16 protein-coding genes are annotated in these 16,649 nt (G+C 71.4%); 7 read left to right on the top strand and 9 right to left on the bottom strand.

The genetic code is table 11. The features are described 5' to 3' along the window. Positions 1-15: 15 nt before the first annotated feature. Positions 16-471, bottom strand: a complete 456-nt coding sequence (locus BLV96_RS32915; RefSeq protein ID WP_086678276.1) for a PTS sugar transporter subunit IIA — start codon at positions 469-471, stop codon at positions 16-18. Continuing rightward, the gene (locus tag BLV96_RS32910; RefSeq protein ID WP_167379806.1) at positions 468-707 is read right to left on the bottom strand and encodes a PTS sugar transporter subunit IIB; all 240 of its coding nucleotides are present in this window, start codon (positions 705-707) and stop codon (positions 468-470) included. The genes BLV96_RS32915 and BLV96_RS32910 overlap by 4 nt, the downstream gene beginning before the upstream one ends. Positions 708-949: 242 nt before the next feature. On the opposite strand from BLV96_RS32910, the gene BLV96_RS32905 reads away from it, so the two are divergent. The 5 genes from BLV96_RS32905 to BLV96_RS32885 all read left to right on the top strand — a co-directional run bounded on the left by BLV96_RS32905 (position 950) and on the right by BLV96_RS32885 (position 5,645). Further along, entirely contained in the window at positions 950-1,738 is a 789-nt protein-coding gene (locus tag BLV96_RS32905; protein ID WP_086678278.1) for a GntR family transcriptional regulator, read from the top strand. Further along, positions 1,735-2,970 carry a PTS transporter subunit EIIC gene (locus BLV96_RS32900; RefSeq protein ID WP_086678279.1) on the top strand — a complete coding sequence of 412 codons (1,236 nt, stop codon included), beginning with the start codon at positions 1,735-1,737 and terminating at the stop codon, positions 2,968-2,970. The genes BLV96_RS32905 and BLV96_RS32900 overlap by 4 nt, the downstream gene beginning before the upstream one ends. A 40-nt stretch (positions 2,971-3,010) precedes the next feature. Further along, on the top strand, positions 3,011-3,277 hold the full coding sequence (locus tag BLV96_RS32895; RefSeq protein ID WP_013224593.1) for an HPr family phosphocarrier protein: 267 nt from the start codon (positions 3,011-3,013) through the stop codon (positions 3,275-3,277). 74 nt (positions 3,278-3,351) lie between these two features. Beyond that, on the top strand, positions 3,352-4,167 hold the full coding sequence (locus BLV96_RS32890) for a serine hydrolase domain-containing protein (RefSeq protein WP_086678280.1): 816 nt from the start codon (positions 3,352-3,354) through the stop codon (positions 4,165-4,167). Further along, positions 4,164-5,645, top strand: coding sequence for an alpha/beta hydrolase (locus tag BLV96_RS32885; RefSeq protein ID WP_086678281.1), 1,482 nt, complete (start codon positions 4,164-4,166; stop codon positions 5,643-5,645). Before BLV96_RS32890 ends, BLV96_RS32885 begins: the two co-directional genes overlap by 4 nt. Before the next feature lie 186 nt (positions 5,646-5,831). On the opposite strand, the gene BLV96_RS32880 is transcribed toward BLV96_RS32885, so the two are convergent. Both BLV96_RS32880 and BLV96_RS32875 read right to left on the bottom strand, forming a co-directional pair. Continuing rightward, positions 5,832-6,767 (bottom strand): D-2-hydroxyacid dehydrogenase family protein, encoded by a 936-nt coding sequence (locus BLV96_RS32880; RefSeq protein ID WP_086678282.1) that lies wholly within the window; start codon positions 6,765-6,767, stop codon positions 5,832-5,834. A gap of 4 nt (positions 6,768-6,771) precedes the next feature. Beyond that, a complete protein-coding gene (locus BLV96_RS32875) occupies positions 6,772-7,965 on the bottom strand; it encodes an endonuclease/exonuclease/phosphatase family protein (RefSeq protein ID WP_086678283.1) in 1,194 nt (397 codons plus the stop codon). A 96-nt stretch (positions 7,966-8,061) separates the two neighbouring features. On the opposite strand from BLV96_RS32875, the gene BLV96_RS32870 reads away from it, so the two are divergent. After that, the gene (locus BLV96_RS32870; protein ID WP_086678284.1) at positions 8,062-8,481 is read left to right on the top strand and encodes a hypothetical protein; all 420 of its coding nucleotides are present in this window, start codon (positions 8,062-8,064) and stop codon (positions 8,479-8,481) included. A gap of 25 nt (positions 8,482-8,506) precedes the next feature. Beyond that, entirely contained in the window at positions 8,507-9,166 is a 660-nt protein-coding gene (locus tag BLV96_RS32865) for a TetR/AcrR family transcriptional regulator (RefSeq protein WP_086678302.1), read from the top strand. Here BLV96_RS32865 and BLV96_RS32860 read toward each other — a convergent pair. From BLV96_RS32860 to alaS, 5 genes are read right to left on the bottom strand one after another with little or no spacing between them, the layout of a single operon-like run. Then, positions 9,153-10,397 (bottom strand): GrpB family protein, encoded by a 1,245-nt coding sequence (locus BLV96_RS32860; RefSeq protein ID WP_086678285.1) that lies wholly within the window; start codon positions 10,395-10,397, stop codon positions 9,153-9,155. The two genes, BLV96_RS32865 and BLV96_RS32860, sit on opposite strands and share 14 nt — an antisense overlap. A gap of 59 nt (positions 10,398-10,456) precedes the next feature. Further along, complete coding sequence (locus tag BLV96_RS32855) at positions 10,457-11,311, bottom strand: shikimate dehydrogenase (RefSeq protein ID WP_086678286.1); 855 nt, start codon at positions 11,309-11,311, stop codon at positions 10,457-10,459. Next, complete coding sequence (mltG, locus tag BLV96_RS32850) at positions 11,301-13,490, bottom strand: endolytic transglycosylase MltG (RefSeq protein ID WP_086678287.1); 2,190 nt, start codon at positions 13,488-13,490, stop codon at positions 11,301-11,303. Before mltG ends, BLV96_RS32855 begins: the two co-directional genes overlap by 11 nt. Then, a complete protein-coding gene (gene ruvX / locus BLV96_RS32845; RefSeq protein ID WP_086678288.1) occupies positions 13,487-13,987 on the bottom strand; it encodes a Holliday junction resolvase RuvX in 501 nt (166 codons plus the stop codon). Before ruvX ends, mltG begins: the two co-directional genes overlap by 4 nt. Then, entirely contained in the window at positions 13,980-16,640 is a 2,661-nt protein-coding gene (alaS, locus tag BLV96_RS32840) for an alanine--tRNA ligase (RefSeq protein ID WP_086678289.1), read from the bottom strand. The genes ruvX and alaS overlap by 8 nt, the downstream gene beginning before the upstream one ends. Positions 16,641-16,649 lie beyond the last annotated feature (9 nt).

Raw genomic sequence — 16,649 nt, 5'->3', positions numbered from 1 at the left:
TGTGACAGAAGCGACTCAGGCGTCCCAGCCGAACAGCTTCTCGCCGGCCGTGACGTCGCGCTCGGCGTCCAAACCGGACAGAACGTCCGCCGACGCGTCCAGCGCGACGACCGGGACGATCGCCGAATACCCCGCCGCGGTCACCGCTTCCGGGTCCCAGCTGACGATCGGCTGGCCGGCCCGCACCTGCTCGCCCTTGACGACGTGCAGCGTGAAGCCTTCACCCTTCTCCTTGACCGTGTCGATCCCCAGGTGGACCAGCACGGCCTTGCCGTCCTCGGTCGCGACGACGTAGGCGTGCGGGTGCAGCGTCGCGACCGTGCCGTCGACCGGCGCGACCGCGTCCGACCGGCCGCCCGAGGGCTGCACCGCGATGCCCGGACCCACCATGGCCTGCGCGAACACCGGGTCCGGGACCTCGGTGATCGGCACCACGCGCCCGGCGACCGGGCTGAGGATCTCCAGGCTCACAGCAGGTCCTCGATGTCGCTGGCGATCGTGTCCGCCTCCGGCCCGACGATCACCTGCAGCGCCGACGACCCCATCTTGACGACGCCCATCGCACCGGCCTTCTTCAGCGCCGCCTCGTCGACGAGGCTCATGTCCTCGACCTCGCAGCGCAGCCGCGTGATGCAGCCCTCGATCTCGGTGAGGTTCTCCGTGCCGCCGAGTGCGGCGAGGATCTTTTCGGGCCTGTCATCCGCCATCGCGGTCTCCTTGATCACTGTTTGTTCCCAACCTGACGCGAACCGCGTGTCCACCTGTACTACGCCGTTCGTCGGCATGCACCCCGCCGCGGGCCACGAACGGATAACGGTGGTTGACACCCGTCCGCACGGCGGAGCATCCTGCCCCATCAGATCATTGGTCTAGACCGGAACGTACCAATGTTCCGGGCCGGACGCGAGCACCGGTCCCCGGTGCCGCGAGAACGAGGAGGGTGACGCCGATGAGCGCGGCAGCGCACGTCCCGCCACCCGACCGGGTCGTGAACGGGCCCACGCCCAAGCACGCCCAGCTGCGGGAGATCCTCCGCCGCACGGTGGAACGGGAACTCCCGCCGGGTGCGCCGATCCCGTCGGAACGTGAGCTCGCCCAGCGCTACGGCGTGTCGCGGCTCACGGTCAGATCGGCGATCGGCAAGCTGGTCGAGGAAGGGCTGCTCGCCCGCGTCCGCGGCAAGGGCACGTTCACCGCGGCCCGGCGGATGGAGCTGCAGCTCTACCTGATGTCGTTCACCGATGACATGCGGCGGCGCGGGCTGACCCCGACGACCGAGGTGGTCTCCGCGGCCACCGAGGTCCCGCCCACCGCATCGGCGCACGCCCTCGGCCTCACCGAGGGCGCCCCCGCGCACCACCTGGTGCGGTTGCGCCACGCCGACGGCGTGCCCCTGGCCGTCGAACGGGGCTGGTACCACGCGGGCCGGGCTCCCGGCCTGCTCGAGCTCGACCTGACCCAGTCCATCTACGCGCAGCTGGCCGAGACGTACGACGTGCGTCCCGACCAGGCGTGGCAGACGGTCTGGGCCGAAGGAGCGGACCGCGAGACGGCCCGGCTGCTCGGCATGCGCGCCGGCAGTCCCCTGCTCGTGTTCCGCCGGGTCTCCAGCGCAGGCGGGGACCCGATAGAAGACATCACGTCCTGGTACCGGGGAGATCACTACCAGGTGACCATGCAGTTGGACCGGAACACCCCGGAACCCGGTCAACCACCCCACTATGGAGGTTCCAGATGAGCTCCACCACCGCGGAGGGGGCGAAGAAGAGCGGCGGCGGTCTCGCCGGTCTTCAGCGCTTCGGCCGTAGCCTCATGCTTCCGATCGCCACCCTCCCGGCGGCGGGCATCCTGCTGCGGTTCGGGCAGGACGACATGCTCGGCAAGGACGGCCTGGGCTGGAACAAGGTCGCCTCGGTGCTCGGCGCCGCGGGCGGCACGCTGTTCAACTGGCTGCCCCTGCTGTTCGCGGTCGGCATCGCCGTCGGCTTCGCCCGCAAGGGCGACGGCTCGACCGGTGTCGCGGCGGTCGTCGGCTTCTTCGTCTTCAGCGCCGTCGTCCAGGTGTTCGCCCCGCTGAGCGACCTGCCCGGCTACAAGGCGGGTGCCACCGAGCTCGCGCCGATCAAGTGGCCGTACTCGGTGCTCGCCGGCGTCGTCGTCGGCATCGTGGCCGCGTTGCTGTGGCAGCGTTACCACCGCATCAAGCTGCCGGCCTACCTGGCGTTCTTCGGCGGCCGCCGGTTCGTCCCGATCATCACCGCCTTCGTCATGCTGATCCTCGGCGTGCTCTTCGGCCTGGTCTTCCACTGGGTCGACCAGGGCATCCAGGCCGCCGGTGACGCGGTCACGGCGTCCCCGGTCGTCGGTGGCGGCATCTACGGCGCGCTGAACCGCCTGCTCATCCCGGTCGGTCTGCACCAGCTGCTGAACGTCCCGGTGTGGTTCATCTTCGACGGCGGCGACATCAACAACTTCGTCGCGGGCAAGATGTCGGCGGGTGCGTTCACCACCGGCTTCTTCCCGATCTTCATGTTCGCGCTGCCCGCCGCCGCCCTGGCCATCTGGCAGACGGCCCGCCCGGCGCAGAAGAAGGTCGTCGGCGGTGTGATGATCGCCGGCGCGCTGACCTCGTTCATCACGGGTGTCACCGAGCCGATCGAGTTCTCGTTCATGTTCGTCGCGTGGCCGCTGTACCTCTTCCACGCGATCATGACCGGCACCTCGCTGGCGATCTGCAACGCGCTCGGCATCCACCAGAGCTTCAACTTCTCCGCGGGCGGCATCGACTTCCTGCTGAACCTGGGTGCCCCGGCGGCGCAGAAGCCGTGGCTGCTCGTGCCGATCGGCCTGGTCTACGCGGTGATCTACTACGTGGTCTTCCGGTTCGCGATCGTCAAGTTCAACCTGCGGACCCCCGGCCGCGAGGACGACTCGATCGAGGCCGACCTCGACCGCACGGCCGCCGCGTAACATCTCCACCGACGTAGACCCCAGAAGCGAGAGGACGAACATGCCGGAGAAACGCGTCGCCGTGGCGAGCAAGGTGGGCCTGCACGCCAGGCCGGCCGCGCTGGTGGCGAAGGCGGCCGCGGCGCAGCCCGTCGCGGTGCAGATCGCCAAGGCCGGCGGGAGCCCGGTGGCCGCCGGCAGCGTGCTCAACCTGATGACGCTCGCCGCCGGGTACGGCGACGAGGTCGTGATCAGCGCCGAGGGCGAGGGTGCCGAGGAGGCCGTGGAAGCGGTCGCCCAGCTCGTCGCCACCGACCTCGACGCCTGATCGACACACCCGCGAAGGCCTCCGCACCGGTCCCCGACACCGGTGCGGAGGCCTTCGTTTCGTAAGGTGGGCGCATGGAAAGCGTGCGCTTGGTCGAAGACTGGCCGGTGGACACCGCCGCGACGGCCGTGGTGACGGCGGACGGCGGCGTCGTGGGCAGCCACGGCGACACCGCGCGGAAGTTCCGGCTGGCTTCGGTCAGCAAGCCGCTCACCGCCTACGCCGCGCTCATCGCGGTCGAAGAGGGCGTCGTCGAGCTGGACACCCCGGCCGGGCCCGAGGGCTCGACCGTGCGGCACCTGCTGGCCCACACCTCCGGCCTCGCGTTCGACGCGCACAAGGCCATGGCCGAGCCGGGCACGCGGCGGCTCTACTCCAACGCCGGGTTCGAGGAGCTCGCCGACGCGCTGGCCGAGCACTCCGGCATCCCCTTCGCGCAGTACCAGGCCGAGGCGCTGTTCGCCCCGCTCGGCATGACGAACACGACCCTGGACGGCTCGCCCGCCGCCGACATCGTGTCCACTGTGGACGACCTGGCCGCGTTCGCCGCCGAGCTGCAGGCCCCCAAGCTGCTCGACCCCGCCACCGTCGCCGAGGCGACGAACGTCGTGTTCCCCGGCCTGTCCGGCGTGCTGCCCGGCTTCGGGCACCAGAAGCCCAACGACTGGGGCCTCGGCTTCGAGATCCGCGACCACAAGAGCCCGCACTGGACGGGCGCGAACAGCTCGCCGCGCACCTTCGGGCACTTCGGCCAGTCGGGCACGTTCCTCTGGGTCGACCCGGACGCGGGCGCGGCCTGCGTCGCGCTGACCGACCGCGCGTTCGGCCCGTGGGCCGCCGAGGTCTGGCCGCGCTACACCGACGCCGTGCTGGCGGAATTGAGCGCGTGAAGCCGCTTCTCGCCGCGCTGCTGCTCCTGCTCGCCGCCTGCAGCGCTCCTGCCGCGGCGCCCGCTCCCCCACCGTCGTCCGCTCCCGCGGTCCCGGTTCCGCCGGCGCTCGGCACCAACGGCGCCGCCGTGCCGGCCCTGCGCTGGACGCCGTGCCACGGGAAGTTCCAGTGCGCGGCCGCGTCCGTGCCACTGAGCTACCGCGAGCCCCGCGGTGCGGCGATCACCCTCTCGGTGATCCGGCTGCCGGCGGGTGACCCGGGCCGGCGGCTCGGCTCGCTGTTCTTCAACTTCGGCGGGCCGGGCACCGACGGCGTCGGCGAGCTGACGCGGTTCGCCGACCGCTACCCGCCCGAGCTGCGGGCCCGGTTCGACCTGGTGAGCTTCGACCCGCGCGGGATCGGCGGGTCCGCGCCGATCAGCTGTCCCGGCGCCGACCACGCACCGGCGCCCGGATCGCCGCTGCGGCAGCCGGACGCGTACTTCGCGGCGAGCGCGGCGACCGGCCGGGCCTGCGCCGCCTCGGGTGCGCTGCTGAGCCACCTGTCGACGGCGAACGTGGCGCGCGACCTGGAGCTGCTGCGCCAGGCCGTCGGCGACCCCGCGCTGAACTTCTACGGCTACTCCTACGGCACCTACCTCGGTGGCACGTACGCGAACCTGTTCCCGGACAAGGTGCGCGCGCTGGTCCTCGACGGCACGCTCGACCTGGTCGCCAACGCCACGGGCAAGCCGGGACAGGAGAAGGAGCCGGTCGACGTCCGCGCCGACGTCGCCGGGGCGCAGCAGCAGGAGCTGGACCAGTTCTTCGCCGTGTGCGCGGCGGCCGGGCCGAAGTGCGCGTTCTCCGGCGGCGACCCGAAGGCGAAGTTCGCCGGGGTCTTCGCGCGGGCGTCGCGCACCACGGGCGTCGGCTCGCTGATGCGGACGGTCGACAGCGCGCTGTACCAGTCCGGCCGGTGGAAACGGCTCGCGCAGACGCTTGCGGCGATGCCTTCCGACGCAGGGCCCGCTTCGCCGGTGCTCGACCCGTACGTCCCGACGCATTCGGCGGCGTTCCTGGCGGTCCAGTGCGTCGACAGCGACAACCCGTCGTCGCCGGCGGACTATGCGGCACTCGCCGCCCGGGAGAGCGCGCGTCAGCCGTATTTCGGGCTGGGTGCGGTGTTTTCGATGGCCCAGTGCGTCGGCTGGCCGGCGCACGACGCCGACCGGTACACCGGGCCGTGGAACCGGCCGCGGAAGAACCCGGTCCTGGTGCTGAACAACCGGTTCGACCCGGCGACGCCGCTGCACAACGCCCAGGCGACGGCGGCGGAGCTGGGTGACGGCCGGGTGCTCGTGGTCGACGGGTACGGCCACACGTCCCTGGACGCGCCGAGCGCGTGCGCTTCGGCGGCTGTGACGCGGTATTTGACGGAGCTGGCGGCGCCGGCCGAAGGGGCGACCTGCGCGCCGGACTCGGTTCCGTTCTCGTGAACGGGAAACAGTGTTCTGGCCCTGTTTCTCACTCACGAGCAGCGAGCGCTTTCCGTTCAGCCGAACGGACGCCGTGACCAGGGTCTTTGGACCCTGCCCGGCGCGGTGCCCGGGTGGTGTCATGGTTCTCGTGCGGGCCCGCCGCCGGGCCGGTGCGGGGACCTCGGGCCCCGGCGGGCCGCACGCCTAACCCTCCATGACGCGGATCGGTTCCCCCGCCCGGTAGGCCGCGATGTCCGCCACCGCGTCGCCGTAGAAGATCTCGTACGTCTCGCGCGCCACGAACCCCAGGTGCGGGGTCAGGACCGCGTTGTCCATCGTCCTCAGTGGATGGTCGGCGGGGAACGGCTCGACGTCGTACACGTCCAGCGCCGCCGCCCGGATCTCCTTGCGCCGCAACGCGTCCACCAGTGCGGCCTCGTCGACGATCGGGCCGCGGGAGGTGTTCACCAGCAGCGCGCTCGGCTTCATCGCCGCCAGTTCGGCCGCGCCGACCAGGCCGCGGGTGCGCCCGCTGAGCACCAGGTGGATCGACAGCACGTCCGAACGCGCGAAGAGGTCCTCTTTGGACACCGCCGTCACGCCGTGCGGATCGGCCTTCTCCCGGGTCAGGTTCTGGCTCCAGGCGATCGTTTCCATGCCGAACGCCTGTCCGATCTTCGCCGCGCCGGCCCCGAGGCGGCCGAGGCCGAGCAGGCCGAGCGTCTTGCCGTGCAGCATGGTCCCGACGGTCGTCTGCCAGCCGCCTTCGCGCATGGACCGGAACTCCTGCGGCAGGTTCCGCGACGCGGCCAGGATGAGCGCCCACGTGTGCTCGGCGGTCGGCTCGCCGAGATACCCCGTCTTCGACACGACGACGCCGTTGCGCCGCGCGGCCGGGACGTCGATGGCCGCGTTGCGCGGGCCCGTGCTCACCAGCAGCTTCAGGTCGGGCAGCCGGTCGAGCACCTCGGCCGGGAAACGGGTCCGTTCGCGCATCGCGACGATCACTTCGAAGCCCTTCAGCTGCTCGACGACGTCGGTGAGGGGCTCGGTGAAGACCGTTATGTCGGCCTCGAGCGAGTCCCAGTCACCGAAGGTCAGAGCGACGTCCTGGTAGTCGTCGAGGATCGCGATGCGCATGATCTCACCGTAGTGGCACCAGGACGTCCACGCGGACCAAGTGGTGGTCGGAGGCGTCGTTCAGCCGGGACAGCGGGTCCGAAGGCACCGGCCAGAACACCTCCGCGTGCCACGGCAGCAGCCCCTTCGACGGCAGCACGTAGTCGGTCCGCAGGTTGCCCGGCGCGACGTCGTTGAAGTCGCCCGTGTCGTAGAACGGGTCACTCTGCTGGCCGGCGTTCGCCCCGCCCTGGGCCTGCGACGCCAGCACCGCGCCACGGCTGCCCGGATGCGTCTGGATCACGCGACGCGCGTTCAGCAGCTGCTCGATCGCGCCCGGGACGCTGTCGCCGTCGAGCGGGTCGGAGTTGTTGTCGCCCGCCACCACGAACCGCTCCGACGCGCCCAGGCCGCCGAAGTGGCCGCGGTCGTCGTAGATGTAGCGGCCCTTGCCCGGGGTCACGTAGTCCGCCCAGAAGCGGATCTCGTCGTTGTTGCGGGTGCCGTTGCGGTCCTCGGGGCCGTCGAAGCTCGGCGGCGTCGGGTGCGAGACCAGGAAGTGCACGGTCGAGCGGCCGATCTTCAGCGGCAGGTCCCAGTGCGACTTCGACGACAGCCGCAGCACGTTCAACTCCGCCGGGCGGTACCAGTCGTGCGGCGCCGGCGTGGCCGGGTCGTCCGGCAGCAGCGCGCCCGGCATGTCCTTCCAGAGGAACTTCTGGAACGTGCGGACGTGCGCCAGGTCGATCGGGTACTTCGACAGCACGAGCAGGCCGTACTGGCCTTCGAAGGTGCCGAAGCCCTGGGCGTCGTTGCCGAGCCCGACGGTGCCGTCGCGATCGAGGTCGAAGCCCGTCGGGACGCCGGTGTTGACCGGCGCGGTGTAGGCGTACGGGTAGTCGATCGGCTTCGCGCCGTTCTGCCCGACGGCGAGGTAGTTCTTCCGGAACAGGTCCGCGGCCCGGTTGCCGGGCACGTAGTCGAACTCGTTGATCAGCTGGACGTCGGCGCGGTTGCGCTGGACGACCTCGGCGACCTTCCGCGCCTGGGCGTTGCCCGGCGTCGAGAGATCGGTCACCAGCTGCCCGGCCGCGGCGCGGTTCAGCGAAGCGTTGAAGGTGGCGAAGCGGACGTTGGTCCCGAAGCTCGCGGACGCGGTGGCGGGCACGAAGAGTGCGATGAGCGCGGCAGCCGTCAACCCGGCGGCGATGCGTTTCACGGTGATACCTCCCAGTCGGCGGCCACCCTACCCTCTTGAACATGTTCAAAAACGGCGCTACGGTGCTTCTTGAACACGTTCAAAAGAGGAGGAACCATGGACCGAGTAGTCGTCGCCTACGCGCTCTACCTGCTGATCAGCATCCCGCTGACCGTGCTCGTGGCCCGGACGCTGAGCAAGCACGGCCGGACTTTCCTGGCCGAGGTCTTCGCCGACAGCCCCGGCCTGGCCAACGCCGTCAACCAGCTGCTGGTCGTCGGCTTCTACCTGGTCAGCCTGGGGTTCGTGACGCTCTTCCTGACCAGCCACGCCGACGTCGCCACCGCGCGGGCGGTGTTCGAGCTGCTCTCGGTGAAGGTCGGCGTCGTCGCGCTGATCCTCGGCGTGATGCACCTGACCAACGTGCTGGTCTTCAACGGCATCCGGCGCCGCCACCTGGCGCCGAAGCCCGAGCCGCGACCGGCGCCCATGCCGTACCCCGGCATGCCGCAGGTGCCGCCCTTCCCCGCGCCCTGACGTGGCCGGCGCTAACGTGCCGCACGTGGCCAAGAGCGAGGAAACGCGGTCCCTGATCGTCACGACCGCGATGCGGCTGTTCACCGAGAACGGCTACGACCGCACGACGATGCGCGCGATCGCCGCCGAAGCGGGCGTCTCCGTCGGGAACGCGTACTACTACTTCTCGTCGAAGGAACAGCTCATCCAGGGCTTCTACGACGAGATCGCCCGCCGGCACCTCGACGAGGGCCGCGCCCGGATCGACGGCGAAAGCGCCTTCGCGGCCCGGCTGAAGACCGTGCTGCTGTGCTGGCTGGACATCGCCGAGCCCTACCACCGCTTCGGCACGCAGTTCTTCGTCAACGCGGCCGACCCGGAGTCGCCGCTGAGCCCGTTCAGCGACGACTCCTCGGCCGCCCGCGAAGCGTCGATCGGCCTCATGCGCGAGGTCGTCGACGGCTCCGACGTCAAACTCGACCCGGAGCTGCGCGCCCAGCTGCCCGAACTGCTCTGGCTCTACCAGATGGGCGTGGTGCTGTACTGGATCCACGACCGCTCGGCCGGCACGAAACGCAGCCGGATGCTGGTGGAGCGCAGCGTCCCGCTGATTGCGCGGCTGGCCGCGCTCTCCCGGCTGCGGGTGTTCCGCCCGGTCAGCCGGGAGATCGTCGATCTAGTCCAGGAGCTCGCTAAGCGGGATTGACCGCCCGGAAGTACAGGAACCGCGGCTTGGTCCGCAGGTTCTCCGCCCACTTCGGATCGGTTCCGGCCGCCTCCGGGGCCGGCATCGGCTCGACCAGGTCGTCGACGGCGAAGCCCGCGTCGCGGACCGCCCGGAACGTCCAGCTCAGCGGGCGCCGGTAGAAGCGCACCCGCTGCCCGGGCGGGAACTCGTCTTCGAGCAGCTCCAGCTCGAAGTAGTTCTCCTTGTCGAACCAGTGCCAGTCCTCACCCGGGTGGTGCACCGAGAACACCAGCGCGCCACCGGGTTTCAGGACCCGGCGGAACTCGGCGAGCGTCGGCCCCCAGTCCTTCAGGTAGTGCAGCACGAGTGATGCCGTGATCACGTCGATCGAGCCCGCCTCGAGCGCGAGCGGCCGGGTCACGTCGGCGACCTCGAACCGCGCCACGTCGCCGAACTTCCGCTGGGCCACGGAAACCATCCCCGCGCTCGCGTCGACGCCCAGGACGTCCGCGCCCCGCTCGGCCAGCAGCGCGCTCAGGTGCCCGGCCGCGCAGCCGACGTCCAGCACGCGCCGGCCCGCCACGTCACCGGCCAGGTCCAGGATCGCGGGCCGGTCGTACAGCGCGTTCGTGACGTTCTTCTCGGCGTGGTCGGCGTAGGCGTCGCTGAACGCGTCGTACTGCGCCGCCCGCGCCCGGCCGAGGATCTGTTCGATCACGTCGGTCTTCGCGTCGGCGTAGTTCTGGATGTACTTCCACTCCTTCGCCGCGAGTTCACGCTTCTTCGCCGCGTACAGGTCCCGCTCTTCCGGGTGCGCGCGCATCCGGTCGCGCAGGAGCCGGTAGCGCTCGGTCTGGCCGTTGCCGGGCGAGTACACGTGCAGGTTGACGTTGGTGTCCGGGCCCTTGAAGCAGCGGTGCTTCTCCCAGTCCGGTTCGCGGATGACGAGCCGGTAGCCCGCCGCCTCCAGCGCCGGCACGTAGGTGTCCTCGTCGTCGGAGTCCGGCACGACGAGCAGGATGTCGATGATCGGCTTGGCGCACAGCCCGGGCACCGACGTCGAGCCGACGTGCTCGAGGACGAGCACCCGCTCCCCCAGCGCGCCCCGGACCCGCTCGGCCTCGCGCTCGAAGAGCTCCGGCCACTCCGGGTCGTAGTCGGCGAGGGTGACGGTCGAGTTGAGCTGCGCGGCACCGCCGACCGAGATCGCCTGGATCTCGGCCTCGCTCAACGCTTCTTGACTGGTCATTCCGGTTGACCCCCTTCATGAAGGCAGTCCGCCAGAATATCGGCCGGCGCAACCGGTTTTCAGGAGATCGGCAGCGGCAGCAGGTTCCCGGTCGCTTCGCGCAGCGCGTCGCGCATCGCCGCGCGCGGAGCCGGCTGCCCGGTGAAGTGCTCGGCCTGCCCGAACGCCTGGTGCAGCAGCATGTCCAGCCCGGTCGCGAGCCGGCCGCCCCGCGCCGCGACCGCTTCGGCCAGCGGCGTCGGCCACGGGTGGTAGATGACGTCGAGGACGTGCGCGACCCCCGCCAGCTCGGCCACGTGCGGGACGACCGCGTCCGGCGGCACGGTGTTCACCAGGACCGCGGAGGACCCCAGGGAAGCGAAGTCCGTGTCAGCCCACCGAAGCACTTCGACGTCGAGCGAAGCCCGCTTCGCCGCATCGAGGGTCTCGCCGGCCCGCGCGGGTTCTCGCACGACCAGCCGCACCTGCCGCACGCCGAGCGCCGCGAGCCCGACGACCGCCGCGGCCGCCGTGCCGCCCGCGCCGAGCACGACCGCGGTGTCCGCCGGCGACGGCTCGTAGCCGCCCGCCGCGCGCAGTGCCCCGGTGACGCCGTCGACGTCGGTGCAGTCCGCGAGCCAGCCCTTCGCCGTGCGGACCAGGGTGTTGGCCGCGCCGACCGCGGCCGCGCGCGGCGTCACCTCGTCCGCGTGGTCCAGCGCCGCGCGCTTGCCCGGCATGGTGACCGACAGCCCGGCCCATTCGGGGCCGAGGCGCTCGACCAGGCCGGGCAGCTCGTCGGCGCCCGTCTCGATGCGCTCGTACGTCCAGCCGGTCAGGCCGAGCGCGGCGAACGCGGCGCCGTGCAGCACCGGCGACAGCGAGTGCGCCACCGGCTTGCCCAGCACCGCGGCCCGCCGGGGCTCAGAAGGCACCGTTCGCCTTGGCCTTCTCGACGTTCTTCTTGTGATCGTCGAACGTGACGCCGAAGCAGGAGAGGCCGTTCTTCTCGCACTTGACGAAGTAGACCCAGTCGCCGGCCGCCGGGTGCACCGCCGCCTGGATGGCGTCGGCGCTGGGCACCGAGATCGGGGTCGGCGTCAGGCCCGCGTTCTTGTAGGTGTTGTACGCCCCGGCCCGGTTCCGGTCGTCGTCGTTGGTCGCCAGGGTCGGGCGGTCCAGCACGTAGTTGACCGTGGAGTCCATCTGCAGCCGCATGTTGATGGCCAGGCGGTTGTAGATGACCCGCGACAGCTTGCCGAAGTCGTTCTTCACGGCTTCGCGTTCGATGATCGAGGCGATGATCAGCGTCTGGTACGGCGTCATCCCCGGGCCGGTCGACTGCGGGCTCAGGCCGGCGTTCTGGATCGCCTCGGTGGAGCTGCGCACCAGCTGCCCGATGATCTCCTGCGGGGACGCGCCAGGCCGGACGTCGTAGAGGCCGGGCGCGATGAGGCCTTCGAGCCGGCGGTCCTTGCGGTCGGCCTTGTTGGCCGGCTCGATCGCCCAGTCCGGCACGCCGAGCGTCTTCAGGTCCGCGCTGTCGACCACCTTGCGCAGGTCGTCGGCGGTCACGCAGGTGCTCTTGCCGTTGATCTGCGCGCACGACGCCTTCGCCATCAGGCTGTACACGCCGGGCGTGACCTTGCCGTCGGGCTGGGTGATGTCGTCGAACTGCGTGTACGGCCGGACCTCCAGCTGGCCGACGCGCGCGGCCGTGCCGGTGATCCGGTCGACCGCGCTGGCCCCCGACATGTGCGACTTCATCACGTAGAAGCCGTGCTGGATCCGGGCCAGCTTCGGGTTGTCCTCGCCGGCCTTGACGAACGCCTTGCCGCTGGCGACGACACCCGCCGTGGCGAGCTTCGCGCCGATCGCCGACGTCGAGTCGCCGTCGTCGACCTGGAACAGCACGTCCCCGTCGCCGGCGCCGTCGAAGTCGTCGTAGCCGAAGATCTTGTTGAAGCCGTAGTAGGCGCCGCCGGCGAGCAGCACGATCACGACGAGCGCGGCGACCCAGCCGATGGCGCGCTTGCCCTTTTTCTTCTTCTTGCGCGGCTGTTCCGGCTCGTCCTCGTACTCGTCGTACTCGGCGTCGTCGTAGTCCTCGTAGGCCTCGTCGTAGTCGTCGTACTCCGCGTACTCGTCGCCCTCGGCGAAGAACTCTTCGGGCTCCTCGTGCTCGGGTTCCGGCGCGGTCTGCGCGGGGATGATGTCGGTCGGCGGGTCCTCGCGCACCGGCGGGGGCGGCGGGCGGCGCCGCCGCGGCGGCTCCAGGCCGGGTTCGGGCACGCCGACGGACCGGTCACCCGGCTGGACGGGCCGCCGCGGGGATTCCGGCACACCGCGACGGGGATCGGCGTCGGGATCGAGCGCCGCGCGACGCCGGTGCGACTCGGCTTCGGTCGGGTCGGGCGCGCCCCGACGGCGTCCGGGCGGGGGCTCGACGGCCTCGGGTTCGGCCCGGCGACGACGTCCGGGCGGGGGTTCGGCGGCTTCGACCGGCTCGGGCTCGGCCCGGCGGCGGCGCCGCGGGACCTGGCCTTCGTCCGGGGCCCCGCGCAGGCGCGCGGCCTGCGCTTCGGCGGCCTCCTCCAGGTCGAGCATGGCCTGGTGCCGGCGGGCCGCGTCGGCTTCGGCCAGTTCCTCGGGACTCGGCCGGCGACGGCGCGCGTCGGCGCCCTCGTCCGGGACCGGCGCGGGACGGCGGCGGCGCGGCGGCTCCTCGGGGGCCGCGCGGCGGCGCCCCGGCTCGGGAGCCGCGCGGCGCGGGGGCGGGCCGTCGGCACCGTCGTCGAGCCCGTGGCGGGCGCGCACCGGTGCCGAACGCTCGGCGTCCCGGGGGTCGAAGTCGTCGTCGGTCGGGGGCAGCGTGCCCGGCGGCTCCAGCCGGCGACGGCGGCCGGCCGGCGGCGCGTCGCGGCGCGGGTCGTAGCCCGGCTCCGGCCGCGCCCGGCGCGACGGCTGGGGCAGCTCGTGGGAGCCGCTGTGCCGCGACGGCTGCGGAAGCTCCTGGTACCCGCTCGCGCGGGGATCGGGCTGGGCCGGCGTGGCCGGTCCCGGTTCGCGGAGTCGCCTGCGCCCGCGAGGGGGCTCAGGTGGCTGCTCGTTCATCGGTCTCCCTCCCGGGCGCGGTGCGCAGCGGCGGCGTCGATCCAGGCCTGCAGGATCTCCACGGCGGCGGCCTGGTCGACCACCGCACGCTGCTTGCGGCCTTTGACCCCGCGCTGGGAGAGGATGCGGGATGCGGTGACCGTGGTCAGCCGCTCGTCGCCCAGCCGGACCGGCACGGGCGCTATCCGCCCGGCCAGGCGTTCAGAATACGCGATCGCCAGCTCGGCCGCCGGACCCTGCCGGTTGGCGAGCGTTCGCGGCAGGCCGACGATCACCTCGACCACCTCGTGTTCGGTGACGAGGGCGGCCAGCTGGTCCAGATCACTGTCGTCGGTCGCATCGCGGGAGAGGGTAACCAATGGCGACGCGAGCACGGGGGCCGGATCGCTCAGCGCCACCCCGACCCGGACCGATCCGACATCGACGCCGAGGCGACGGCCTCGGCCCGGATCGGCCTCTCCCGGCCGGTCCGGGCCGCGGTTTCCGCGGTTAACCAATGCCGGCAATCGCCGAACGCAGGGCCGTGACCGCGTCGGCCGCGCCGGCCGGGTTGGTGCCACCGCCCTGGGCCATGTCGGGCTTGCCGCCCCCGCGCCCGCCGATCTTCTCGGCGAACGACGGCACGAGCTTGCCCGCGGCGATGCCCTTGTCCTGGGCCGCCTTGGTCGTCGCGACGACAAAGCTCAGCTTCTCCCCGGCCGGCGAGAACAGCGCCACCACGCCGGCACGCGAGCCGAGCCGGCCGCGGATGTCGGAGGCGAGCGCGCGCAGGCCGTTGCCGTCGACGTCCGGGACGACCTCGGCCACCACGGTCACGCCGCCGATCTCCTGGGCCTTGTCGACCAGCGCGCCCGCCGAACCCAGCACCTGCTGGGTCTTGAGCTGCGCGATCTCCTTCTCGGCGTTCTTCAGCCGGCTCAGGACGTCCTCGATGCGGCCGGGCAGCTGGTCCGACGGCACCTTGAAGGTGTTCGCCAGCTGCGAGACCAGCAGCTGCTCCTTGCGGACGTACTTCAGCGCGTCCGTGCCGACCAGCGCCTCGACGCGGTGGACGCCCGAGCCGATGGAGGCGTCGGAGACGAGCTTGACCAGGCCGAGCTGGCCGATCCGCTCGACGTGCGTGCCACCGCAGAGCTCGCGGGAGTAGTCGCCCATGTCGACCACGCGGACGTCGTTGCCGTACTTCTCGCCGAACAGCGCGACCGCGCCCAGCTCGAGGGCCTTGTCCTTGGTCGTGGTGTAGCTCTGCACCTCGACGTTGGTCTGCAGGTAGTCGTTGACCTCCTGCTCGACCTCGGTCAGCACGTCGGCCGAGACCGAGCCGGGCGTGGTGAAGTCGAACCGCATGCGGCCCGGCGAGTTCAGCGAGCCCGCCTGCGCCGCGCGCTTGCCGTACGCGCCGCGGACGGCCGCGTGCACGAGGTGCGTCGCGGAGTGCGAGCGCTCGATGGACAGGCGGCGGTGCGCGTCGACCGAGCCGGTCAGCTTCGTGTCCAGGCCGACCTCGCCCTGCTCGACCTCGACGCGGTGCACGTACAGGCCGGGCACGATCTTCTGGACGTCCAGGACCTTCAGCTCGACGCCGTCGCCGAGCAGCACACCGGTGTCGGCGACCTGGCCGCCGCTCTCGGCGTAGAACGGCGTCCGGTCGAGGACCAGCTCCGCCTTCTTGCCCGCGGCGACGCTGCGGACCGGCTGCCCGTCTTCGAGCAGCGCGACGACCTTCGCCTCGGCCTGCAGGTCGGTGTAGCCGAGGAACTCGGTCTCGCCGTGCTGCTCCAGGACCTTGCGGTACTCCGAGAGGTCGCCGTGGCCGGTCTTGCGGGCCGCCGCGTCCGCCTTCGCGCGGGTCCGCTGCTCGTTCATGAGCGTGCGGAAGCCCTCTTCGTCGACGGTCAGGCCCTGCTCGGCCGCCATCTCGAGCGTCAGGTCGATCGGGAAGCCGTAGGTGTCGTGCAGCTGGAACGCCTTGTCGCCGGCCAGCACGTCGCCGCCGCCGCGCTTGGTCTCCTCGGCCGCCATGTCGAAGATGCGCGAGCCACTCGTGAGAGTCGAGAGGAACGCCTCCTCTTCGATCCGGACGACCTCGTTGATCCGGTCGAAGCCGGAGACCAGCTCGGGGTAGGTCGGGCCCATCGTGTCGCGCACGACCTTCGCGAACTCCTGCAGCACCGGCTCCTGCACGCCCAGCAGGCGCGTGGAGCGGACGATGCGGCGCAGCAGGCGGCGCAGCACGTAGCCGCGGCCGTCGTTGCCCGGGGTCACGCCGTCGCCGATCAGCAGCACGCCGGTGCGGGCGTGGTCGGCGATGACGCGGAAGCGGACGTCGTCGGCGTGGTTGGCGCCGTAGCGGCGGCCCGAGAACTCCTCGGCGCGGCCGATGACCGGACGGACGAGGTCGGTCTCGTAGACGTTCTCGACCCCCTGCAGGATCGTCGCGACGCGCTCGACGCCCATGCCGGTGTCGATGTTCTTCTTCGGCAGCTCGCCGATCGGCTTGTGCCCGAGCTTGGGGCTCAGGTCGCCGCGGACGTCCTGCATGAAGACGAGGTTCCAGATCTCGATGTAGCGGTCCTCGTCGGCGACCGGGCCGCCCTCGCGGCCGTACGCCGGGCCGCGGTCGTAGTAGATCTCCGAGCAGGGACCGCCGGGACCGGGCACGCCCATGTCCCAGTAGTTGTCCTTGCCGTCGCGCTCCTGGATGCGCTCGCCGGGCAGGCCGGTGAGCTTGCGCCACAGACCGGCCGCCTCGGAGTCGTCGTTGTAGACGGTCGCCCAGATCCGGTTCGGGTCGAGGCCGTAGCCGCCTTCGCTCTGGGGCTTGGTGATCAGCTCCCAGGCGTACTCGATGGCGCCTTCCTTGAAGTAGTCGCCGAAGGAGAAGTTGCCGGCCATCTGGAAGAACGTGTTGTGCCGGGTGGTCTTGCCGACCTCGTCGATGTCCGGCGTGCGCACGCACTTCTGCACGGAGGTCGCGCGCGGGTACGGCGGCGGTGCCTCACCGAGGAAGTACGGCTTGAACTGGACCATGCCGGCGTTGACGAACAGCAGGTTCGGGTCGTCGAGGATCAGCGGCGCGCTGGGCACGCGCGTGTGGCCCTTGCTCTCGAAATGGCGCAGGAAACGATCGGTGATTTCGTGTGTGTCCACGGGTCAGTC

This window comes from Amycolatopsis pretoriensis, from assembly GCF_900107925.1.
Classification (GTDB): domain Bacteria; phylum Actinomycetota; class Actinomycetes; order Mycobacteriales; family Pseudonocardiaceae; genus Amycolatopsis; species Amycolatopsis pretoriensis.
The sequence above is the reverse complement of the archived record's forward strand: the minus strand, read 5'-3'. Positions and strand labels throughout refer to the sequence as shown.

What these genes read in the sequence shown, in the direction of transcription:
- BLV96_RS32895 (WP_013224593.1), top strand. Translation starts at nt 3,011, where the DNA reads ATGCCGGAGAAACGCGTCGCCGTGGCGAGCAAGGTGGGCCTGCACGCC.
- BLV96_RS32860 (WP_086678285.1), bottom strand. Translation starts at nt 10,397, where the DNA reads ATGACCAGTCAAGAAGCGTTGAGCGAGGCCGAGATCCAGGCGATCTCG.
- BLV96_RS32910 (WP_167379806.1), bottom strand. Translation starts at nt 707, where the DNA reads ATGGCGGATGACAGGCCCGAAAAGATCCTCGCCGCACTCGGCGGCACG.
- BLV96_RS32890 (WP_086678280.1), top strand. Translation starts at nt 3,352, where the DNA reads ATGGAAAGCGTGCGCTTGGTCGAAGACTGGCCGGTGGACACCGCCGCG.
- BLV96_RS32880 (WP_086678282.1), bottom strand. Translation starts at nt 6,767, where the DNA reads ATGCGCATCGCGATCCTCGACGACTACCAGGACGTCGCTCTGACCTTC.
- BLV96_RS32900 (WP_086678279.1), top strand. Translation starts at nt 1,735, where the DNA reads ATGAGCTCCACCACCGCGGAGGGGGCGAAGAAGAGCGGCGGCGGTCTC.
- BLV96_RS32870 (WP_086678284.1), top strand. Translation starts at nt 8,062, where the DNA reads ATGGACCGAGTAGTCGTCGCCTACGCGCTCTACCTGCTGATCAGCATC.
- mltG (WP_086678287.1), bottom strand. Translation starts at nt 13,490, where the DNA reads ATGAACGAGCAGCCACCTGAGCCCCCTCGCGGGCGCAGGCGACTCCGC.
- BLV96_RS32905 (WP_086678278.1), top strand. Translation starts at nt 950, where the DNA reads ATGAGCGCGGCAGCGCACGTCCCGCCACCCGACCGGGTCGTGAACGGG.